Source organism: Microvirga medicaginis, assembly GCF_052658925.1.
In genome coordinates this window covers 298,509-314,312 of record NZ_JBQWEL010000002.1, presented here as the reverse complement: position 1 = coordinate 314,312, position 15,804 = coordinate 298,509, and the positions used below count along the sequence as shown (strand labels likewise).

General features: G+C 62.5%; 13 protein-coding genes. 8 read left to right on the top strand and 5 right to left on the bottom strand.

What is annotated here, in order from left to right; translation table 11 throughout:
- Positions 1-138: 138 nt before the first annotated feature.
- From ACUXUR_RS04530 to ACUXUR_RS04515, 4 genes are all read right to left on the bottom strand, one after another.
- Positions 139-1,026: a cation diffusion facilitator family transporter gene (locus tag ACUXUR_RS04530; protein WP_445501147.1), complete on the bottom strand. Its 888-nt coding sequence runs from the start codon at positions 1,024-1,026 to the stop codon at positions 139-141.
- 115 nt (positions 1,027-1,141) lie between these two features.
- Positions 1,142-3,118: a CHASE2 domain-containing protein gene (locus tag ACUXUR_RS04525; RefSeq protein WP_445501146.1), complete on the bottom strand. Its 1,977-nt coding sequence runs from the start codon at positions 3,116-3,118 to the stop codon at positions 1,142-1,144.
- Positions 3,119-3,121: 3 nt separating this feature from the next.
- Complete coding sequence (locus tag ACUXUR_RS04520) at positions 3,122-6,955, bottom strand: FecR domain-containing protein (protein ID WP_445501145.1); 3,834 nt, start codon at positions 6,953-6,955, stop codon at positions 3,122-3,124.
- A 166-nt stretch (positions 6,956-7,121) separates the two neighbouring features.
- Positions 7,122-7,514 (bottom strand): response regulator, encoded by a 393-nt coding sequence (locus ACUXUR_RS04515; protein ID WP_445501144.1) that lies wholly within the window; start codon positions 7,512-7,514, stop codon positions 7,122-7,124.
- Positions 7,515-8,089: 575 nt separating this feature from the next.
- On the opposite strand from ACUXUR_RS04515, the gene ACUXUR_RS04510 reads away from it, so the two are divergent.
- On the top strand, positions 8,090-8,818 hold the full coding sequence (locus ACUXUR_RS04510; protein WP_445501143.1) for a glutamine amidotransferase: 729 nt from the start codon (positions 8,090-8,092) through the stop codon (positions 8,816-8,818).
- The gene (locus ACUXUR_RS04505) at positions 8,815-9,336 is read left to right on the top strand and encodes a GNAT family N-acetyltransferase (RefSeq protein WP_445501142.1); all 522 of its coding nucleotides are present in this window, start codon (positions 8,815-8,817) and stop codon (positions 9,334-9,336) included. Before ACUXUR_RS04510 ends, ACUXUR_RS04505 begins: the two co-directional genes overlap by 4 nt.
- Here ACUXUR_RS04505 and ACUXUR_RS04500 read toward each other — a convergent pair whose 3' ends face one another.
- Positions 9,337-10,770 (bottom strand): helix-turn-helix domain-containing protein, encoded by a 1,434-nt coding sequence (locus tag ACUXUR_RS04500; RefSeq protein WP_445501141.1) that lies wholly within the window; start codon positions 10,768-10,770, stop codon positions 9,337-9,339. It lies immediately after the preceding gene.
- Between the two features lie 219 nt (positions 10,771-10,989).
- Between ACUXUR_RS04500 and ACUXUR_RS04495 the strand changes: the two genes are divergently transcribed.
- The 6 genes from ACUXUR_RS04495 (at position 10,990) to ACUXUR_RS04470 (ending at position 15,802) form a co-directional block, all read left to right on the top strand.
- Positions 10,990-11,199, top strand: a complete 210-nt coding sequence (locus ACUXUR_RS04495) for a DUF4170 domain-containing protein (protein ID WP_445501140.1) — start codon at positions 10,990-10,992, stop codon at positions 11,197-11,199.
- A 181-nt stretch (positions 11,200-11,380) separates the two neighbouring features.
- Positions 11,381-12,295 (top strand): glycine betaine ABC transporter substrate-binding protein OsmF, encoded by a 915-nt coding sequence (osmF, locus tag ACUXUR_RS04490; RefSeq protein ID WP_445501139.1) that lies wholly within the window; start codon positions 11,381-11,383, stop codon positions 12,293-12,295.
- 93 nt (positions 12,296-12,388) lie between these two features.
- Positions 12,389-13,555: an ABC transporter permease gene (locus tag ACUXUR_RS04485; protein ID WP_445501138.1), complete on the top strand. Its 1,167-nt coding sequence runs from the start codon at positions 12,389-12,391 to the stop codon at positions 13,553-13,555.
- The gene (locus ACUXUR_RS04480; RefSeq protein WP_445501137.1) at positions 13,552-14,490 is read left to right on the top strand and encodes an ABC transporter ATP-binding protein; all 939 of its coding nucleotides are present in this window, start codon (positions 13,552-13,554) and stop codon (positions 14,488-14,490) included. The genes ACUXUR_RS04485 and ACUXUR_RS04480 overlap by 4 nt, the downstream gene beginning before the upstream one ends.
- On the top strand, positions 14,487-15,239 hold the full coding sequence (locus ACUXUR_RS04475) for an ABC transporter permease (RefSeq protein ID WP_445501136.1): 753 nt from the start codon (positions 14,487-14,489) through the stop codon (positions 15,237-15,239). Before ACUXUR_RS04480 ends, ACUXUR_RS04475 begins: the two co-directional genes overlap by 4 nt.
- Positions 15,236-15,802, top strand: coding sequence for a biliverdin-producing heme oxygenase (locus ACUXUR_RS04470; protein WP_445501135.1), 567 nt, complete (start codon positions 15,236-15,238; stop codon positions 15,800-15,802). The genes ACUXUR_RS04475 and ACUXUR_RS04470 overlap by 4 nt, the downstream gene beginning before the upstream one ends.
- Positions 15,803-15,804 lie beyond the last annotated feature (2 nt).

Here is a 15,804-nt window from a genome sequence, read left to right as displayed (position 1 = left end):
TGCGTGAGGCTTGACAGAACCGGCTCTCTTGCGCCGTTTGGATTGCTGAAGAGGAGCGGAGCATAGAGGACGGTCCGGCGACGGATGGCAGCATGATCGCCTCCGCGGCTCGTCCGGCCATCATTTTCCCAATGCCGATTACAAAACCACGATGCCTGCGTGCTTCGCCTTATTGTCAGGCTCCACATGGATCGTGATGAGCGCATCCTCGACCTCGTCTTTCAAGGCCCGCTCCAGGCGATCGCAGATGTCGTGCGCGTCGGTCACGCTCATGGCACCGGGCACGACGAGATGGAAGTCGATGAAGGTCATCTTGCCGGCATGGCGCGTCCGCAGATCATGCGCCTCGATGGCACCTTGCGCGTTGCCGGAGATGATCTCGCGCACACGCGAGAGCGTCGCCTCAGGCAGAGCCTCGTCCATGAGACCGCCGATGCTTTCCTTGATCAGGCCCCAGCCGGACCAGAGGATGTTGATCGCAACGAAAGCCGCCAGCACCGGATCAAGCCAGGCCCATCCCGTGACGGGAATGAACACGAGGCCAACGAGAACGCCGGCCGAGGTGAACACGTCCGTCAACAGATGGCGGCCATCGGCAATGATGGCGGGCGACCGCAGGCGGCGGCCCTGGCTGATCAGCATCCAGGACCAGATGCCGTTGATGACGCTCGCCGCCGCATTGATGGCGAGGCCCATACCGGGCGCATCGAGCATCTTGGGCGTGAAGAAACCGAAGTAAGCCTCGCGTAAGATCATCAGTGCGGCGACGATGATCAGCACCCCTTCGAGCACCGCGGAGAAATATTCCACCTTATGGTGGCCGTAAGGATGGTTGGCGTCGGCAGGCGCAGCGCTCAAGCGTACGGCCATGAAGGCTGCAACCGCCGTCACCACGTTGATGATGCTTTCCAGCGCATCCGAATAGAGCGCGATACTGCCCGTCAGGTAATAGGCGGCATATTTGAGCGCGAAGACGAGCGCGCCAATGAATATGCTGCCGATGGCAAGCTTTTGAATCCGGCTCATGGCTGACATCGACAAACGGGGCAGTGGGGGTCAAGCGGAGCCGCCGTTATAGTGACTGCCTCCCTAAGTGCAAGCCTTTCAATTCACTTGCAATTCGCTCGCAAGAGCGATGAGCCTATTCCGGGATTTCGGCGATCTTGTGCATGAGCGTGCGGTAATAGCCGGTGAGCGATGGCGCGAGCGACTGGCAGCGCACGACGAGGCCGAGAGCGTCATTCCGTTGCCCTGCGCGAATGCTCTTGAGAGCCTGGGCATGAGCGACTGTCAGTTCCGCAATTGTCGGGTCCTGCCGCTGCGAGGCCGGCGCCACGACGGTGAAGATGGCCGACTCCGTTGCGCGCCCCCGCACGGCGATGCGGTCAAGCTCGATCAAGGCATAATCGTCGCGCACGGCTTGCGCCGTCGTGGGGCCGAGGATCAGTGAGACTCGATATTCCTTCGACAGGCTCTCCAGGCGCGAGGCGAGATTCACCGTATCGCCGAGCACCGAGTAGTCGTAGCGCCAGCGCGAGCCCACATTGCCCACCACGCAATCGCCCGTGTTGATCCCTATGCCGACTGCGAAGGTGGGCGCGCTGTCACCTTCTTCCTGGCGCAGAGTGGCGTTCAACGCATTGACCGCTTCCATCATGCGCATGGCCGCACGGACGGCGCGCTGCGGATGGTCCGGGCTCGGCAATGGCGCGTTCCAGAACGCCATGATGCAATCACCCATGTATTTGTCGATGGTGCCGCCTTCCGCGAGAACGGCTTCGGAAAGAGGATCGAGCAGACGGTTGATGAGCGTAGTCAGGCGCTCCGGCTCGTCCTTCAGCTTTTCGGACAGCGTGGTGAAGCCGCGCACGTCGCAGAACAGAATGGAGAGGTTGCGCCGCTCGCCACCGAGTTTGAGCGCGCTTGGATCGCGCGCGAGCTTTGCGACGAGGTCGGGCGAGAGATAGCGCGAAAAGGCCTCGGACACGGCACGGCGCAGCTGCCGCTCGTGGGCGTAGTCGAGGCCGAAGCGCGTGCCGAAAACCGCAAGGGCTGCAGCAACTGGCAGCATGGGCGGCATCCACACGCGCTCGATGCGCAGGACAAGCCACGCACCCACGATCAGGAAGACGACCACGAAGAGCGCCGCGAACCCGGTGCGCCAAGTCACGCCGTGAATGGACAGGGCGGCTGCAAGAAAGGCTGCAGCGATCAGCAACGCCATCACGGCAAGGCGCGGAACAGGGATGACGAAGAGGTTGTGGCGCAGGTTGTCGAGGATCGTCGCCTGCACCTCCACGCCCGCCGTGAGCTCGCGCGTGGTCAGGGTATAGGCTGTCGGGAAGGTATCGGGCGCGCCTGCATCGGCTGATGTCGACGCTTTGAGGCTCAAGCCCACCAGTACGATCTTGTCCTTGAAACGTCCCGGTTGGAGAAATTCCTCCGGATCGAGCGCCTGGTAATAGGACACGGTGGGATATGTGCGGGGCGGGCCGAAATGCTGGATGAGAGCCCCTTCGGGCGGTGGCCGCACCGGCTCTCCTGCAAGACGCAGGATCTCTGCCGCGAAACCGTCCGGCTGCAGCGGTATGCGGCGCAAATACACGTCGCCATCGGGATCGACCGAAGCCACGCCCGGAACAGCCCGTGCGTTGAGGAAGAGGTCGATGGGGTTGACGCGCGTGACCTGAATGCCGTGATCGAGCTTCGTCATCACGTCATCTGCCGCCAGCACCACGTCAGGTCCGAGCGCTGCGGCGAAGCGCCTGTCAGCCTCTTCCGTCGAGGGCTCGGAAAAGATGATGTCGAAGGCAATCACCTTCGCTCCCGCCGCGCGCAGGCGCTCGATGAGTTCGGCGTGCAACGCGCGGGACCAGGGCCAACGCTGGCCGATCTCGGAGAAGGACGGCTCGTCGATGGCCACCACCTCCACGCCGTAGGGATCGGGGCGCGGCGGATCGATGATCGAGAGGACGTCGAAGAGCTTTGCCTCGATGAGCGCAAAAGGCGGGAAGAAGGCAAGCGGTGTCAGAAGAGCCGCAATCAGCCCCGCCATGACGAAGTGCCGCCAGAGCGGCTCTCCGGTCTGCGTCTGCATGGCGGGGTTGGGGGCGTTCACTCTCTAAAACCGTGCCTTCAGGCTCGCCGCGACAGTGCGGCCCATACCCGGAATATTGGGGGCAAACTCGTACGTCTCGTCAAAGAGGTTGAGCGCCGTCACTCCGATGAGGAGATGGCGGTCAGGCGTTTCCCACGTGATCGAAGCGTCCGTGGTCCAGTAATCGTCAAGGGGCTGGCCCGCGAGATTCCCCGTGATGTCGCCGAAGAAGGTTTGCACCAGGGTGAACTTGAGCCTGCTCGGGTGAACGAAGGTAAGCCCTGCCTGGGCAAAGCGTTCGGCAACGAAGGGGATCTGACGGCCGTGGTAATCGCCAGCGGTCAGATTCTCGGTATCGGCGAATCCCACGGTGCCGAACAGGCCGATGCCATGGCCAAGCCAGATATTGGCGGTTGCGGAGATGCGCTCGATCCGTCCCTGTTCGAGATCCAAGCTGCTGAGCGTGTTGAGGATCGGCAGGTTGAGACCTTTCACATCCTGCCTCTGATAGTCCACGGCCGTGAAGATCCGGGGACTCCATTCCGCATCCCAGCGAGCCGCGAGCGTTTCGGTACGGCTGCCGACCGTCGTCGGAAGCAGATTGGGAATAAGGCCGACCGTCGAAACAGGAGAGAGCGTTAGGCCCAGCGGGAACTCCGTGTCGTACCGATAGGCTGCACGCAGCCAATGCCCCTCGACTGGTGAAAAGGCCGCCCCGATCCGTGGGTCGAGTGTAGAGCTCTCCTGCTCCGTGGAGACAGGGCGCGTCGTCGACGTCGAGCGCTCGATGGGCCCGGACAGAAGTGGGATGAGAGGATCGGCATTGTAAAAGTCGACAAAACTGTTTGTTCTGACCTCGCCCCGCGTGTCGAAATTGTAGAAGGCATATTGGCCGCCGGCCTGAAGCTCAAAGCGGTCGGATGGACGCCAGAAAAGATCGGCGTAGCCCCGTGCGGCGTTGAAGGATGTATCGAGAAGCGACCTCTCGCCGTTCGACAGAATGAAATCGAAAAGCCCGTTGAACGTGCGTGGCGCTCCCTCCTGGAACAGTCCGGTGCTTGCCTCTCTGTTGTCGGCGCTTGTCTCGCCCTTCTGGCCTTCGATGCCGTAGCGCAGGGTGAAATCACCGACGCCCAGGGTATGGCCGAGGGCTGCCACAGTTCCCTCGGTCCTGGATCGGCGGCGTGTATCCTGAAGCGCCTCAAAGCTATAGGGAACCGTCACGCCAAGGCGATCGGGGAACCCAAAGAGGACGGGATCCGCGTCGATGGTGCCTGTCTCTCTGGCCGACTGCTCCTGGCGCGACTTGCCGCGGCTGTAGAAGAGTGCCGCAGTCAGCACGTTCCGGTAGCCGAATGTATGGCTCCAGCCGCCCCCCGCCTGGACGTTGATGTCGTCGCGACGCTCAAGGAATGGCGCGGGCGGGGGCAGGGTGACGAGCCCAGGCCTTCCCTCCGAGGCGGTGCCAAAGACGAGAAGCCGGTCGGCCGCCGAGGGTGTCATGCCGATGAAAAACGCCCCGCTGTCCGCTTCTTCCTGGAACAGGGCATTCTCATCATTGCCTCGGGTACGGCTGGCACTGAGAGAGAAAGACGTCGGGACCGGATTGTTGACGAAGCCGGCGACGTTCGTCTCCGTTTTCCAACCGAGGCGACCGTCACGATCGACGATCTCGCCGCCGACCTCAGCATCGAGGAAGGGGCGGCGGATGATGTCCGTCCGTCCGATGCGGCCGGCAACGGCCAAAGGATCGAAGAACAAGCCCTGAATCGTCAGGTTCAGGGATGTCATGTCGAGATTGGAATCGTTGACCTCATCCAGATCCGGCTCGGCCAGAGTGATGCGCGGGCGCAGCGAGGCCGCCTGGTCGAAGTAGCTCGCACCTTCGAACGGATTGAAAACTCTGTCGCCGTAAAACCGTCCCCATTCATGAAGACCGATGAAACGGTAGGCCTCGGCCGTAAAGGAACCGCCTTGCCTGTTCACGGCGAGCGGGGCGAAATATCCGCCGCGGGCTCGATACCGCCTCAGGGCTTCGCGTGAGCTGAGGATGGCCTCGTCCGCCTGATACTGGTCGATGGCAAAGGCCGTGCGGGCGACAGAGACGACAGGATCGTTCGGGTCGAGACGATCGGCATTGTCGAGAGCCTGCTGTGCAAGCTCGTAATCACCGTTCTGGTAATAAGCCGCCGCCGCAATCAGCAATCCCTGCGAATAGGCCGGGTTAGCGGCCAGCCCGGCAAGAGTTGCCTCGATGGCCTTCGCGTTCTCGTCCGTTTGCATGAGATAGCGGCCACGATAGACGTAGCCCGCATGGAAACCAGGATCGAGTTCGAAGGTCTTGTCGATCAGCGCACCTGCTTCGTCGACGCGGTTCTGATCGAGAATGTGGATGGCGAGATTGGCATAGGAGACCGGATCGTCGGGATCCTCCGCGATGGCGCGCTTGAAGGCGGCCTCCGCTTCAAGGCTTGCGTCGCGTTCGGACTCGACAAGACCGAGGTTGTTCCAGACCGATGACTTGCCGGGGGCGATGGCTGCTGCCTTGCGCAGCTCCGAAAGGGCGCCCTCGAGGTCGCTCTCCAGGGCCGCCTTGACCGCAGCGCTTGCCGCCAGGACATCCGGATCCTCCGGATCGATGGCGCGGGCCCGATCGAGGGAGGCGCGCATCTCGTCCCGGCGATCGAGCAGGAAGGAGACCTGTGCCGAGAAGATGGCGAGCCGGGCGTCGTCGGGATATTTCTTTTCTGCGGCCCTGATGACTTCGGCGGCGGCCTTGAGGTCCTGTTGGAAGCCCACCACGAAGGCATGAGCCATTGCGGCAAGGGCGCTGTCTCTCTGGGCTTTGGGTTCGGACAGGGCGCGCTTCGGGTCGGCCATCGAGGCCGCGATGTAGCGGCCGTAGGTCGCCGTGACACGCCTGTCGCCGCTCACGCCCCGCTCTGCGCGCTTGAAATGGGCCTCCGCTTCGCTCCAACGGCGTCCCAGACCGGCAAGAAGTCCGGCGACGAGGTCCGCCCGGGCGCGCTGGCTTGCGCTCAGGCCATGGCGCTGTGCCTCTGCCAGCGCTTTCGCGGCCTGTGTGCGACCGTCGAGATCGAGCGAGACCTCAGCGAGGCTGAGCCAATCGTCCGCCCCGCGTGCTTCCGGCGGGATGGCCGTGAGACGGGCGCGCTCAGCCCGCATGGAGGGGCCTTTCAGAGGCGTGGCGGGAAGCCCGATAAATGCATCGCGCAGGCCGTAGTAGAACAGCATCTGCTCGCGGTCGTTGGGCTTCACGAGCACGAATTTCGTCGGGGCCTGGCCGATGGCGGCCACGGCACCCTCGCCCTGACGCACCGTGACGGAGCCCTGCGCGTTCTTCAGCTCCACCACGCCTTCCAGCACGATGAGAGAGGTTTTGCCTGCGGCATCGACCGAGAGGGACCAGTCCGTGCCCCGAATTGCCGCGACCGCGGCGGGCGTTTTCACGTCGACGCCCGTGCCGCCGCGGGCGGCGCGAGCCCACACCTGGCCTGCTTGCAGGCTCAGCTGCGTGTTGCCTTGGGTGGAGGCAACCTCGTTGACGACGAGGGTGGAATTCCGCCCGACGCGGATTTGGGTCTGGTCCGAAAACAGAATGGCAAGATTGCCGATAGCGTTGGTACGCAGGGTGTCACCACCGACGACATCCTGCCGGATCTGAGCCTCACGCCAAGCCTCTTCACGCACGAACCGCATTTCCTCGCCGCCCTTGGCAGCCACGATCGAACCAACGGCGGGAATCGGTCGAGGAATGGGCGACTGGGCATGAGCTTCGGCTAGGCACAGCGCGAGAGTGCTTGCTGCTGCAAGGAGCCGGAGTGAGGGTGCTGGCATGGGATAGCTGAGATAACGTTACTTTACTCTGCGGAATTTAAGCTTAGCAGGAATAAGGCAAGATCAAAGCTGATTCAGAAGAACTCTTCTGTGCTCTGCAGCACAGTGGCTATTCCGCAACGGAAGAAGTGAGAGAAAAGGAGGCGGAAAACTTGGCTTCGGACGTTCAGGAAGCGCTCTTGCTCCGGGCCAGGATCAGCTTCTGCTTCAGATCATGCTGGGCAAACGGCTTCTGAAGGACCGGACGGTCGCGGAAGGCATCACGGATGCCCGCGCTGCCGTATCCCGTCGAGAACACGAAGGGAATGGAGCGCTCGGCCAGAGCCTCGGCCACCGGATAGATCGGCTCGCCCGCCACGTTCACATCGAGAATGGCAAGGTCCACCTGCTCACGGGCGACAGCATCAAGCGCAGCCGAAAGGCGTGCGGCCGGGCCGATCACCTCGCAGCCGAAATCGAGGAGCATGTCTTCCAGCAGCAGCGAGATCGCCGCCTCGTCCTCCACGACAAGAATGCGCAGGCCGGTGAGATCCCCTTCGCTCGTCACGCTGTCGGTCACGTTTTCTCTTTCTTTCACGTAAGGCGCCGGAAGTCGACATTGGCAGCACCGGACTGTCCCAGGTACCTGCAAAGGCCGCTTCGGGAATCAGAAGGTTCTATCATCCTTGCACGAGGGTGCAAAAGGCGAAGGAATCCCTCGGAGCCCCCTGTAGTTTATAGCCGAGTTGATCTTAGAGCGGCTGGTTTCAATTGCATAGGTCCTCAAGAGCCTGGCATCGTTCGAAAAAGCGATGGTGGGGTCCGGACTTCGCGGAAGTTTCGTGCGACTCTTCGCCTTAGATCTTATCGGGGCTATTACCAGCGTCCGGGCTAGGCTCCGGTTCTCGAGGCCTTGACGAGGTCCAAACTCCAGGCTCTCGATGCCGAGATCGCTATTAAGGAGGAGCCGGCACGGGATGGGCGAAGTGTTATCTCGACGCGCCGGGAGCCGCACCAAAAGCCAGCCCGTGAACATCGCCATGGCCCTTGCGGAAGACAGGCCTCCTCTGAATAATCGCGCCATGTTCAGTCGATTGATCCCCGCGTTCACCCGCCCGCCCCAGGCCCGGAAGGCCCATGCAGCGGAGCAGGGCCATGGCTAGACAGGGAGCCAAGGCACCGGTCCTCATCGTCCTTCATCAGGAGCATTCGACACCGGGCCGCGTCGGACGCCTGCTTGCGGAGCGCGGCCACCGGCTCGATATCCGCCGCCCTCGCTTGGGGGATCCGTTGCCTGAGACGCTGAGAGACCATGCCGGCGCCGTCATCTTCGGCGGCCCCATGAGCGCCAATGATCCGGATGATTTCATCAAGACGGAGATCGACTGGATCGGTGTTCCCTTGAAAGAGAACAAGCCTTTCCTAGGGCTTTGCCTCGGCGCCCAGATGCTCGCGAAGCACTTGGGAGCCGGCGTGTGGCAGCACCCGGACGGGCGCGCCGAGATCGGCTATTATCCCCTGTTGCCGACGGAGACAGGAGAACGCCTGAGCGAGGTCTGGGGCGTTCCCTGGCCGACCCATGTCTATCACTGGCATCGCGAGGGCTTCGATTGCCCCTCGGGCGCCGAGACGCTCGCCACGGGCGACGATTTTCCGACACAGGCCATTCAGGTCGGCGAGAAGGCCTTCGGTCTGCAGTTCCACCCGGAAGTCACGCACGCCATGATCTGCCGCTGGACCGTGGTCGCCGAGGAGCGTTTGTCCATGCCCGGCGCGCAGGATCGGGTCCGCCAACTCGACGGACGCTTCCAGTATGATCCGCATGTCTCGCGTTGGATCGACCGCTTCCTCGATCACTGGCTCGATGAGCGGGCCCCCGCATGAGTGCGGATGCCGTGCTCACCACGGAGCGCCTGTGGCTCTATCCATGGCAGGAAGAGGATTTCCCGCTGTTTGCAGGTTTGCACAGCGACCCGGAGGTCCAGCGTTTTCTGGAAGCGGGCGAGAACGTTTGGGACGAGCCGATTCTTCGGGAAAAATTTGCCTGTTTCCGCGCCGATTACGCTGAGCATAGCTGGTCGAAATTCAAGGTTCTCGACTCGGCAGGCCGGTTCATCGGCCGGGCCGGCTTCAGCCGCTTCGAGGAAACCGGCGAACTCGAAATCGGTTACAGTTTCATGCGAAACGCTTGGGGAAAGGGCTATGCGACAGAGGTGGCGAGCGCCCTCCTGACCTGGATCTACAAGGTGACGCCGCTCGATCATGTGATCGGTTTTGCGGTCGCGGATCACACGGCTTCACGCCGGGTGCTGGAGAAGATCGGAATGACGTTTATGGACGTGCGGGACCTGAACGGGATTCCGAATGCCTTCTACCGGCATGACCGGCCTGTTGCTTCCTGATCACGTCGCGTCGAACTCGAACGGCGAAACGCCGCGCCTCATCTCGTCTACGATCAGCGCGTGCATCATCGGCGGTGCTGCACGTTGCGGGCAGGCAAGGCGCTCGCAGAGCCGGCAATTGATGCCGATGGGTGTGGCGTCCGCGGAGGAAAGATCGAGGCCGCGCGCATAGACGAGACGATGGGCATATTTCAGTTCGCAGCCAAGACCCACCACGAATTGCGGATCGGGCATCCCCCAGGGATTGAAGGCGCGCTTGACCGAACGGGCCATGGAGAACCAGCGTGAGCCGTCGGGCAATTCGACGATCTGGGTCGCCACCTGCCCCGGCGTTCTGAAGGTGGAATGCAGGTTCCAGAGCGGGCAGGTGCCGCCGAATTGCGAGAATGGGAAGCGTCCGGATGAGAAGCGCTTCGATACGTTGCCCGCCGCATCCACGCGCACGAGGAAGAAGGGGATGCCACGTGCGCCGGGGCGAGCGAGCGTCGTGAGGCGGTGTGCCACCTGCTCGAAGCTTGCCCCGAACCGCGCGCCCAGCACTTCCACGTCGTAGCCCAAGGCTTCAGCCGCCGTATGGAACTTGCCATAGGGCATCATGAGAGCGCCGGCGAAGTAATTGCCGAAGGACACGCGCAGCAGCCGCCGCGCCGGGCCATCGGCCGGTTCGAGCTTCGCGGCGAGCGCATCGATGGTGTTGCGCATCTCGGCGAAGGCGAGCTGGTAGGCGGCCTGGAACGTGCGGCCGGATGGATCGACGAGTTCGGAAATCAGAAGCTGGCGGCGGTGATGATCGTAGCGCCGCAGATTGTCCGACATCACGTCGATGGGCATGACGCGCACGCGGATGCCGTGCTTCGACCGGAGACGTTCCGCGACGGCGAAGAAGGGCTCGTGTCCGGTGACGGCAAGATCGGAAGCAAGCGACTCGGCGGCCTCGTCCAGTTCCGGAAAATGGTTCTTGGCCTCGTGGATCAGCTCGCGCACCCGGTCCACCGGGTTGATCTGCGGTGCATCCTCGGCGCGATCCCGGTCGTTCAGGTTGGGGGTCACCGCCTCGCGCGCCCCGCGCATGGCCTGATAGGCGCGGTAGAGACGGTTGACCGCATCCACGAGGGTGGGGGCGCTCTCGATGGTCTCGCGCAGCTCGATGCGGGACACCGGCGCGCTACGGAAGAGCGGATCGGCGAAGATCTCCTCCAGCTCCGAGGCCGTGCGCTCGTGGTCGTCATTGGCGAATTCGCGCGGATCCAGCGAATAGGCGTGGGCGAGGCGGATCAGCACCTGCGCCGTGATGGGGCGCTGGTTCCGCTCCATGAGGTTCAGATAACTTGGCGAGAGCCCGAGCTCTTCGGCCATGCGAGCCTGGCTCAAATTGAGGTCCCGCCGCAGGCGCTTGAGGCGCGGGCCGACGAAGAGTTTTCTGCTTTCATCCATTTGTAAATCTTTTTACAGGTTTACTCACCAAGCTCTGTCGGCAATTTACAAGGCCACTTTTCTTTCGAAATCGAGCATTGAAACAAAGATTTCTTCGAGGATTATACCCTACAGACACCCCGCCGACGCACAGAGTGTGTGGCTCAGGCGGGCCTTTTGTCAACGGATGTAAATTTTATGATGAGGGCTTTGGCCCTCGGGTCACAACGGAGAACGATCATGCAAAAGTCTCGTTTCTGGGTGGTTGGCGGCGAGTACACCTCCTGCGACTGCGAAAGCCTGATCCAGGGCACCGAGCGCGTTGTCGGTCCCTTCGAGAGCCGCACCGAGGCCGAGCACACCTGGCGCCTCCTCTCCGAGGATCACCGTCCTCAGGCACAGGTGCGCTTCACCATCGCCCAGGAGCCTCCGTCGGCCCTGAGCGCTTAAGAGCCAGCAGATCCGTCCCTCTTCACGTCATCCACCGCCGGCTCAGGCCGGCGGTGGATGACGTCGTTTGACACGAAGTTTTGACAGGGGAGGCCGGGACTCACGGTGCGCCCTCTGCTTAAATGCCGAGCGTGACCTAGAAATAGCCTAGCGCTCGTCTGATCACGCTGAGGGGACCGATATGAAATCCGTTCTGAATGCCTTTGTCGCTGCCTTGGGCCTTGGCCTTGTGGCCTTGAGCCCTGCCAAAGCCGATGTCGTCGTCTCGTCGAAGATCGACACGGAAGGATCGGTTCTCGGCAACATGATCCTGCTGAGCCTCCAGGCCAACGGCATCAAGACGCAGGACCGCATCCAGCTCGGCGCGACGCCGGTGGTGCGCAAGGCGATCACGGCGGGCGAGATCGACATTTATCCCGAGTACACCGGCAATGCGGGCTTCTTCTTCAACAAGGCGGATGATCCGATCTGGAAGGATGCAGCCAAGGGCTTCGAGACCGCCAAGAAGCTCGATTACGACGCCAACAAGATCGTCTGGCTCGATCCCGCGCCTGCCAACAACACCTGGGCCATCGCGTTGCGCAGAGACGTGACGGAGGCCAACAAGCTCAAGACCCTCTCCGATTTCGGAAAGTGGGTTTCCGGCGGGGGGCAGGTGAAGCTCGCGGCTTCCGCCGAATTCGTGAACTCGGAAGCAGCCCTTCCGTCGTTCCAGAAGACCTATGGTTTCACGATGAAGCCGGAGCAGCTCATCGTCCTCTCGGGGGGCGATACGGCGGCGACCATCAAGGCGGCGGCTGAGCAGACCAGCGGCGCCAATGCCGCCATGGTCTATGGCACCGATGGCGGCATCGCGCCGTCCGGCCTCGTGGTGCTGGAGGACGACAAGGGCGTGCAGCCCGTCTATGCCCCGGCACCCATCATCCGTGAAGTCGTGCTAAAGGAGAACCCGAAGATCGCGGAGATCCTCAAGCCCATCTTCGCTTCTCTCGATCTGACGACGCTTCAGAAGCTGAACGCCCGCGTTCAGGTGGGTGGCGAAGCGGCGAAAGCGGTTGCAGCCGATTATCTGAAATCCAAAGGCTTCATCAAGTAAGATTACGAGTATCGCGCAAAGCGAAACAGGGTGGCCAAGAAAAGACTAAGGTTCAACGTGAGTTCCGTGACATCCCGGACGAGCGCGCTCGGCATGCTTCCGCCACGCCCCGCGTTCTCCCTCGACCGGCTCGGGAGCGTGATCGCCATTCTCATTGGCGTTGCGCTCTTCGCAGCTCCTTTTGCCACCTATCGCGCCACGCGCATCGCATCCGGTGAGGCACGCCTGCTGATCGAGGCGCTGCCGATCACCATGGGCGCGGTTGTCGTGGTGGTGGCGCTCAGCGTTGCGGTCGGGGGCGTGCTGGTGCGCGAGCCGCTCGGCCGCTTGGGATCGGCCGTGATCGGTCTTGCCATTCTGCTCCCGTCCTTGGGCCTTTCCGCCGGTTTCCTGACGCCGGCCGAGAACAGCTTCGCCCGCGTTTCGCCGTCGCTTGGGTTCTGGCTCCTAACCTTGTCGTTCTCGCTGCTGGCCATCGATGCCTTGGTGCGCATGAGGCTGGGGCCTTACGGCCGGCTGGCCGCTCTGGCTGTCGGGGCAGGCGCTCTGGCGCTTCTGCTCGTGTCAGGAATCTGGGACGATCTCTCGATTCTCAAGGAATATCACACCCGCGCGGACAGCTTCTGGCGTGAGGCTCGCCAGCACCTTCTGCTTGCCTTCGGCTCCATGGCGGCAGCCTGCCTCCTGGGCATTCCACTTGGTATTGCCGGTCATCGCATGAGAACGCTGCGGACGGCGGTGCTGCAGGGCCTGAGCATCGTGCAGACGATTCCGAGCATCGCCTTGTTCGGCCTTCTCATGGCGCCGCTCGGCGCGATCGCGGCCAGCGTGCCCTTGGCCGCAGCACTCGGGATTCGGGGCATCGGAGCCACACCGGCTTTCATCGCTCTCTTTCTCTATGCACTCTTTCCCATCGTCGCCAATACGATTGCCGGTTTGAACCAGGTGCCCGCGGCCGTCGTCGACGCGGCGCGCGGCATGGGCATGTCGGCGCGCCAGCGTCTGGTGCAGATCGAGATGCCGCTTGCCCTTCCCGTGATCCTGGCGGGCATCCGCATCGTGCTCGTCCAAAATCTCGGCCTTGCCACGGTGGCGGCGCTCATCGGGGGGGGAGGATTCGGCACCTTCGTCTTCCAGGGGATCGGTCAGACGGCCATCGATCTCGTGTTGCTCGGTGCCATTCCGACGGTCGGCCTGTCCTTTGCGGCGTCCATCATCCTCGATGCAATGGTCGATATCGCCAAGGGGGCGCTCGCATGATCGAGATCGACCATCTCACCAAGCGCTATGGTGCGGCTGCCGCGGTCGACGACGTGTCCTTCCAGGTGGAGGAGGGCACGATTACCGTGGTCGTGGGCACCTCCGGCGCGGGCAAGTCGACCTTGCTGCGCATGATCAACCGTCTGGTGGAGCCCACCGGAGGACGCGTTCTCATCGACGGGGAGGATACGCGCTCGATTCCGGAAGATGAGCTGAGACATCGCATCGGCTATGTGATTCAGGGCTATGGGCTGTTCCCGCATCGGACGGTCGCGGCCAACATCGCGACCGTGCCGCGCCTGCTCGGATGGGATCGCAACAAGATCGCGCAGCGCGTCGAGGAATTGCTCGACCTTTTTCAGCTCGATCCGGCGGAATTCGCCCAAAAATTTCCGCATGAATTATCCGGCGGGCAGCAGCAGCGTGTCGGGGTGGCGCGTGCCCTGGCGGCACGGCCTGCGCTTCTATTGATGGATGAGCCGTTCGGCGCGCTCGATGCGGTGATCCGCTCCAAGGCCCAGGACGACCTTCTCGCCATTCAGCGTCGATTGGGAACGACCATCGTTCTCGTCACCCATGACATGAACGAGGCGTTCCATCTCGGCGACCATATCGCCGTCATGGATCAGGCGCGGCTCCTGCAGCATGCGACGCCCGCCGAGTTGCTGATGCGCCCGGCCGATGATTTTGTGGAACGACTTGTCGGAACGGCGGAGCGACCTTTCCGGCTTTTGACTCTCACCAAAGTGCAGGAAGCTCTCGAACCGGGCAGCGCCGAGGGTGAGCCGATCGCCGCTTCCGAAAGCCTCCACGATGCGCTCGCGCGTCTCATGTGGTCAGGGCGAAAGTCTCTGCCGGTGGCGGACGCCTCGGGGGTGATCATCGGCCAGGTGACCCTCGGCGGCATTCTGGAGCACGGGCGGCCTCTCCCATGAATCTGGTCTCGGTTCTCCGGTCGACGGCTCTGATCCTGCTCGTGGTCTTCATCACGATGCCGCAGGCCTTCGCGTTTCTCTTCGAGCCTTTGACGGCCAATCGCGCGCCGGCCATCTACAATCAGGGAAGCCTGCTCTTTCTGACCCTGCAGCATCTGCGAACGGTGGTTCTCGCCACCCTTGCCAGCACCGTTCTTGCCATCGCGCTCGGTATCTTCGTCACCCGCCCTTCCGGGGCCGAGTTCCTTCCGCTCTCGCGGAGTCTCGTGAATATCGGGCAGACCTTTCCTCCCATCGCGGTTCTCGCCATTGCGGTGCCGCTCGTCGGCTTCGGGGAAAAGCCGACCTTCATCGCGTTGTTCCTTTATGGACTTCTGCCGATCTTCGAGAATACGCTGACGGGCCTGACACAGGTTTCACCGCAGACTCTGGAGGCAGCGCGAGGCATGGGGATGAGCGCGCGACAGCGCCTCTTTCAGGTTGAGCTGCCCTTGGCCTTTCCCTTGATCCTCGCCGGCATCCGTCTCTCCGTCATCATCAGTTTGGGCACCGCCACCATCGGCTCGACCGTTGCAGCGAAGGGACTCGGCGAGGTGATCATCGCCGGACTGCAGTCGAACAATATTGCCTTCGTTCTCCAGGGGGGATTGGTGGTGGCGCTGCTCGCCATTCTGATTCACGACGGGTTAGGCCTCGTCGAGCGCTTCGCCGCCAGAAAGCTGGGCCATTCCCCGGACGAGGTATCATGACGCTGCTTGAACGGTTGAAAACGGAAACCAGGCCCGCTCACGACCGGATCGAGAAGGCAATGGACCTTGAACGTCGCATCGCCACACGTGACGGCTATACGAAACTGCTGATCCGCTTCTACGGCTTTCACAGCGCATGGGAGGAGGCGGCCAGCGTCCTCGCGCCTGACAAGGCTTTCTTCGAGAGGCGGCGCAAAACGAAGCTCCTGGTAAAGGATCTCAAGGCACTCGGATTGTCCTGCGACGAGATCATCCGATTGCCGCAATGCGATCCCCTCATGCCATTGCCATCGCCTGCAGCCGTGCTCGGCAGCATGTATGTGATCGAAGGCTCCACGCTCGGCGGCGCGATCATCGCGCGCGAGGTGGAACGGACGCTCGGGCTCGATGGCGAGACGGGCTGTGCCTATTTCAAAAGCTATGGGCGTGAGATCGCTGTCATGTGGAAGCAGTTTGGTGCGAAGCTTCTGGAGACCTCCTCTTCCGAGACCGACAGCGTGATCGTTGAGACTGCCCAGAAAACCTTCGACATCATGCATGACTGGCTCTGCGAGGCCCCATGAAC

Coding starts and splice junctions, on each gene's coding strand:
- ACUXUR_RS04495 (WP_445501140.1), top strand. CDS start 10,990: ATGCAAAAGTCTCGTTTCTGGGTGGTTGGCGGCGAGTACACCTCCTGC.
- ACUXUR_RS04510 (WP_445501143.1), top strand. CDS start 8,090: ATGGCTAGACAGGGAGCCAAGGCACCGGTCCTCATCGTCCTTCATCAG.
- ACUXUR_RS04480 (WP_445501137.1), top strand. CDS start 13,552: ATGATCGAGATCGACCATCTCACCAAGCGCTATGGTGCGGCTGCCGCG.
- osmF (WP_445501139.1), top strand. CDS start 11,381: ATGAAATCCGTTCTGAATGCCTTTGTCGCTGCCTTGGGCCTTGGCCTT.
- ACUXUR_RS04475 (WP_445501136.1), top strand. CDS start 14,487: ATGAATCTGGTCTCGGTTCTCCGGTCGACGGCTCTGATCCTGCTCGTG.
- ACUXUR_RS04485 (WP_445501138.1), top strand. CDS start 12,389: ATGCTTCCGCCACGCCCCGCGTTCTCCCTCGACCGGCTCGGGAGCGTG.
- ACUXUR_RS04530 (WP_445501147.1), bottom strand. CDS start 1,026: ATGAGCCGGATTCAAAAGCTTGCCATCGGCAGCATATTCATTGGCGCG.
- ACUXUR_RS04505 (WP_445501142.1), top strand. CDS start 8,815: ATGAGTGCGGATGCCGTGCTCACCACGGAGCGCCTGTGGCTCTATCCA.
- ACUXUR_RS04470 (WP_445501135.1), top strand. CDS start 15,236: ATGACGCTGCTTGAACGGTTGAAAACGGAAACCAGGCCCGCTCACGAC.
- ACUXUR_RS04520 (WP_445501145.1), bottom strand. CDS start 6,955: ATGCCAGCACCCTCACTCCGGCTCCTTGCAGCAGCAAGCACTCTCGCG.
- ACUXUR_RS04500 (WP_445501141.1), bottom strand. CDS start 10,770: ATGGATGAAAGCAGAAAACTCTTCGTCGGCCCGCGCCTCAAGCGCCTG.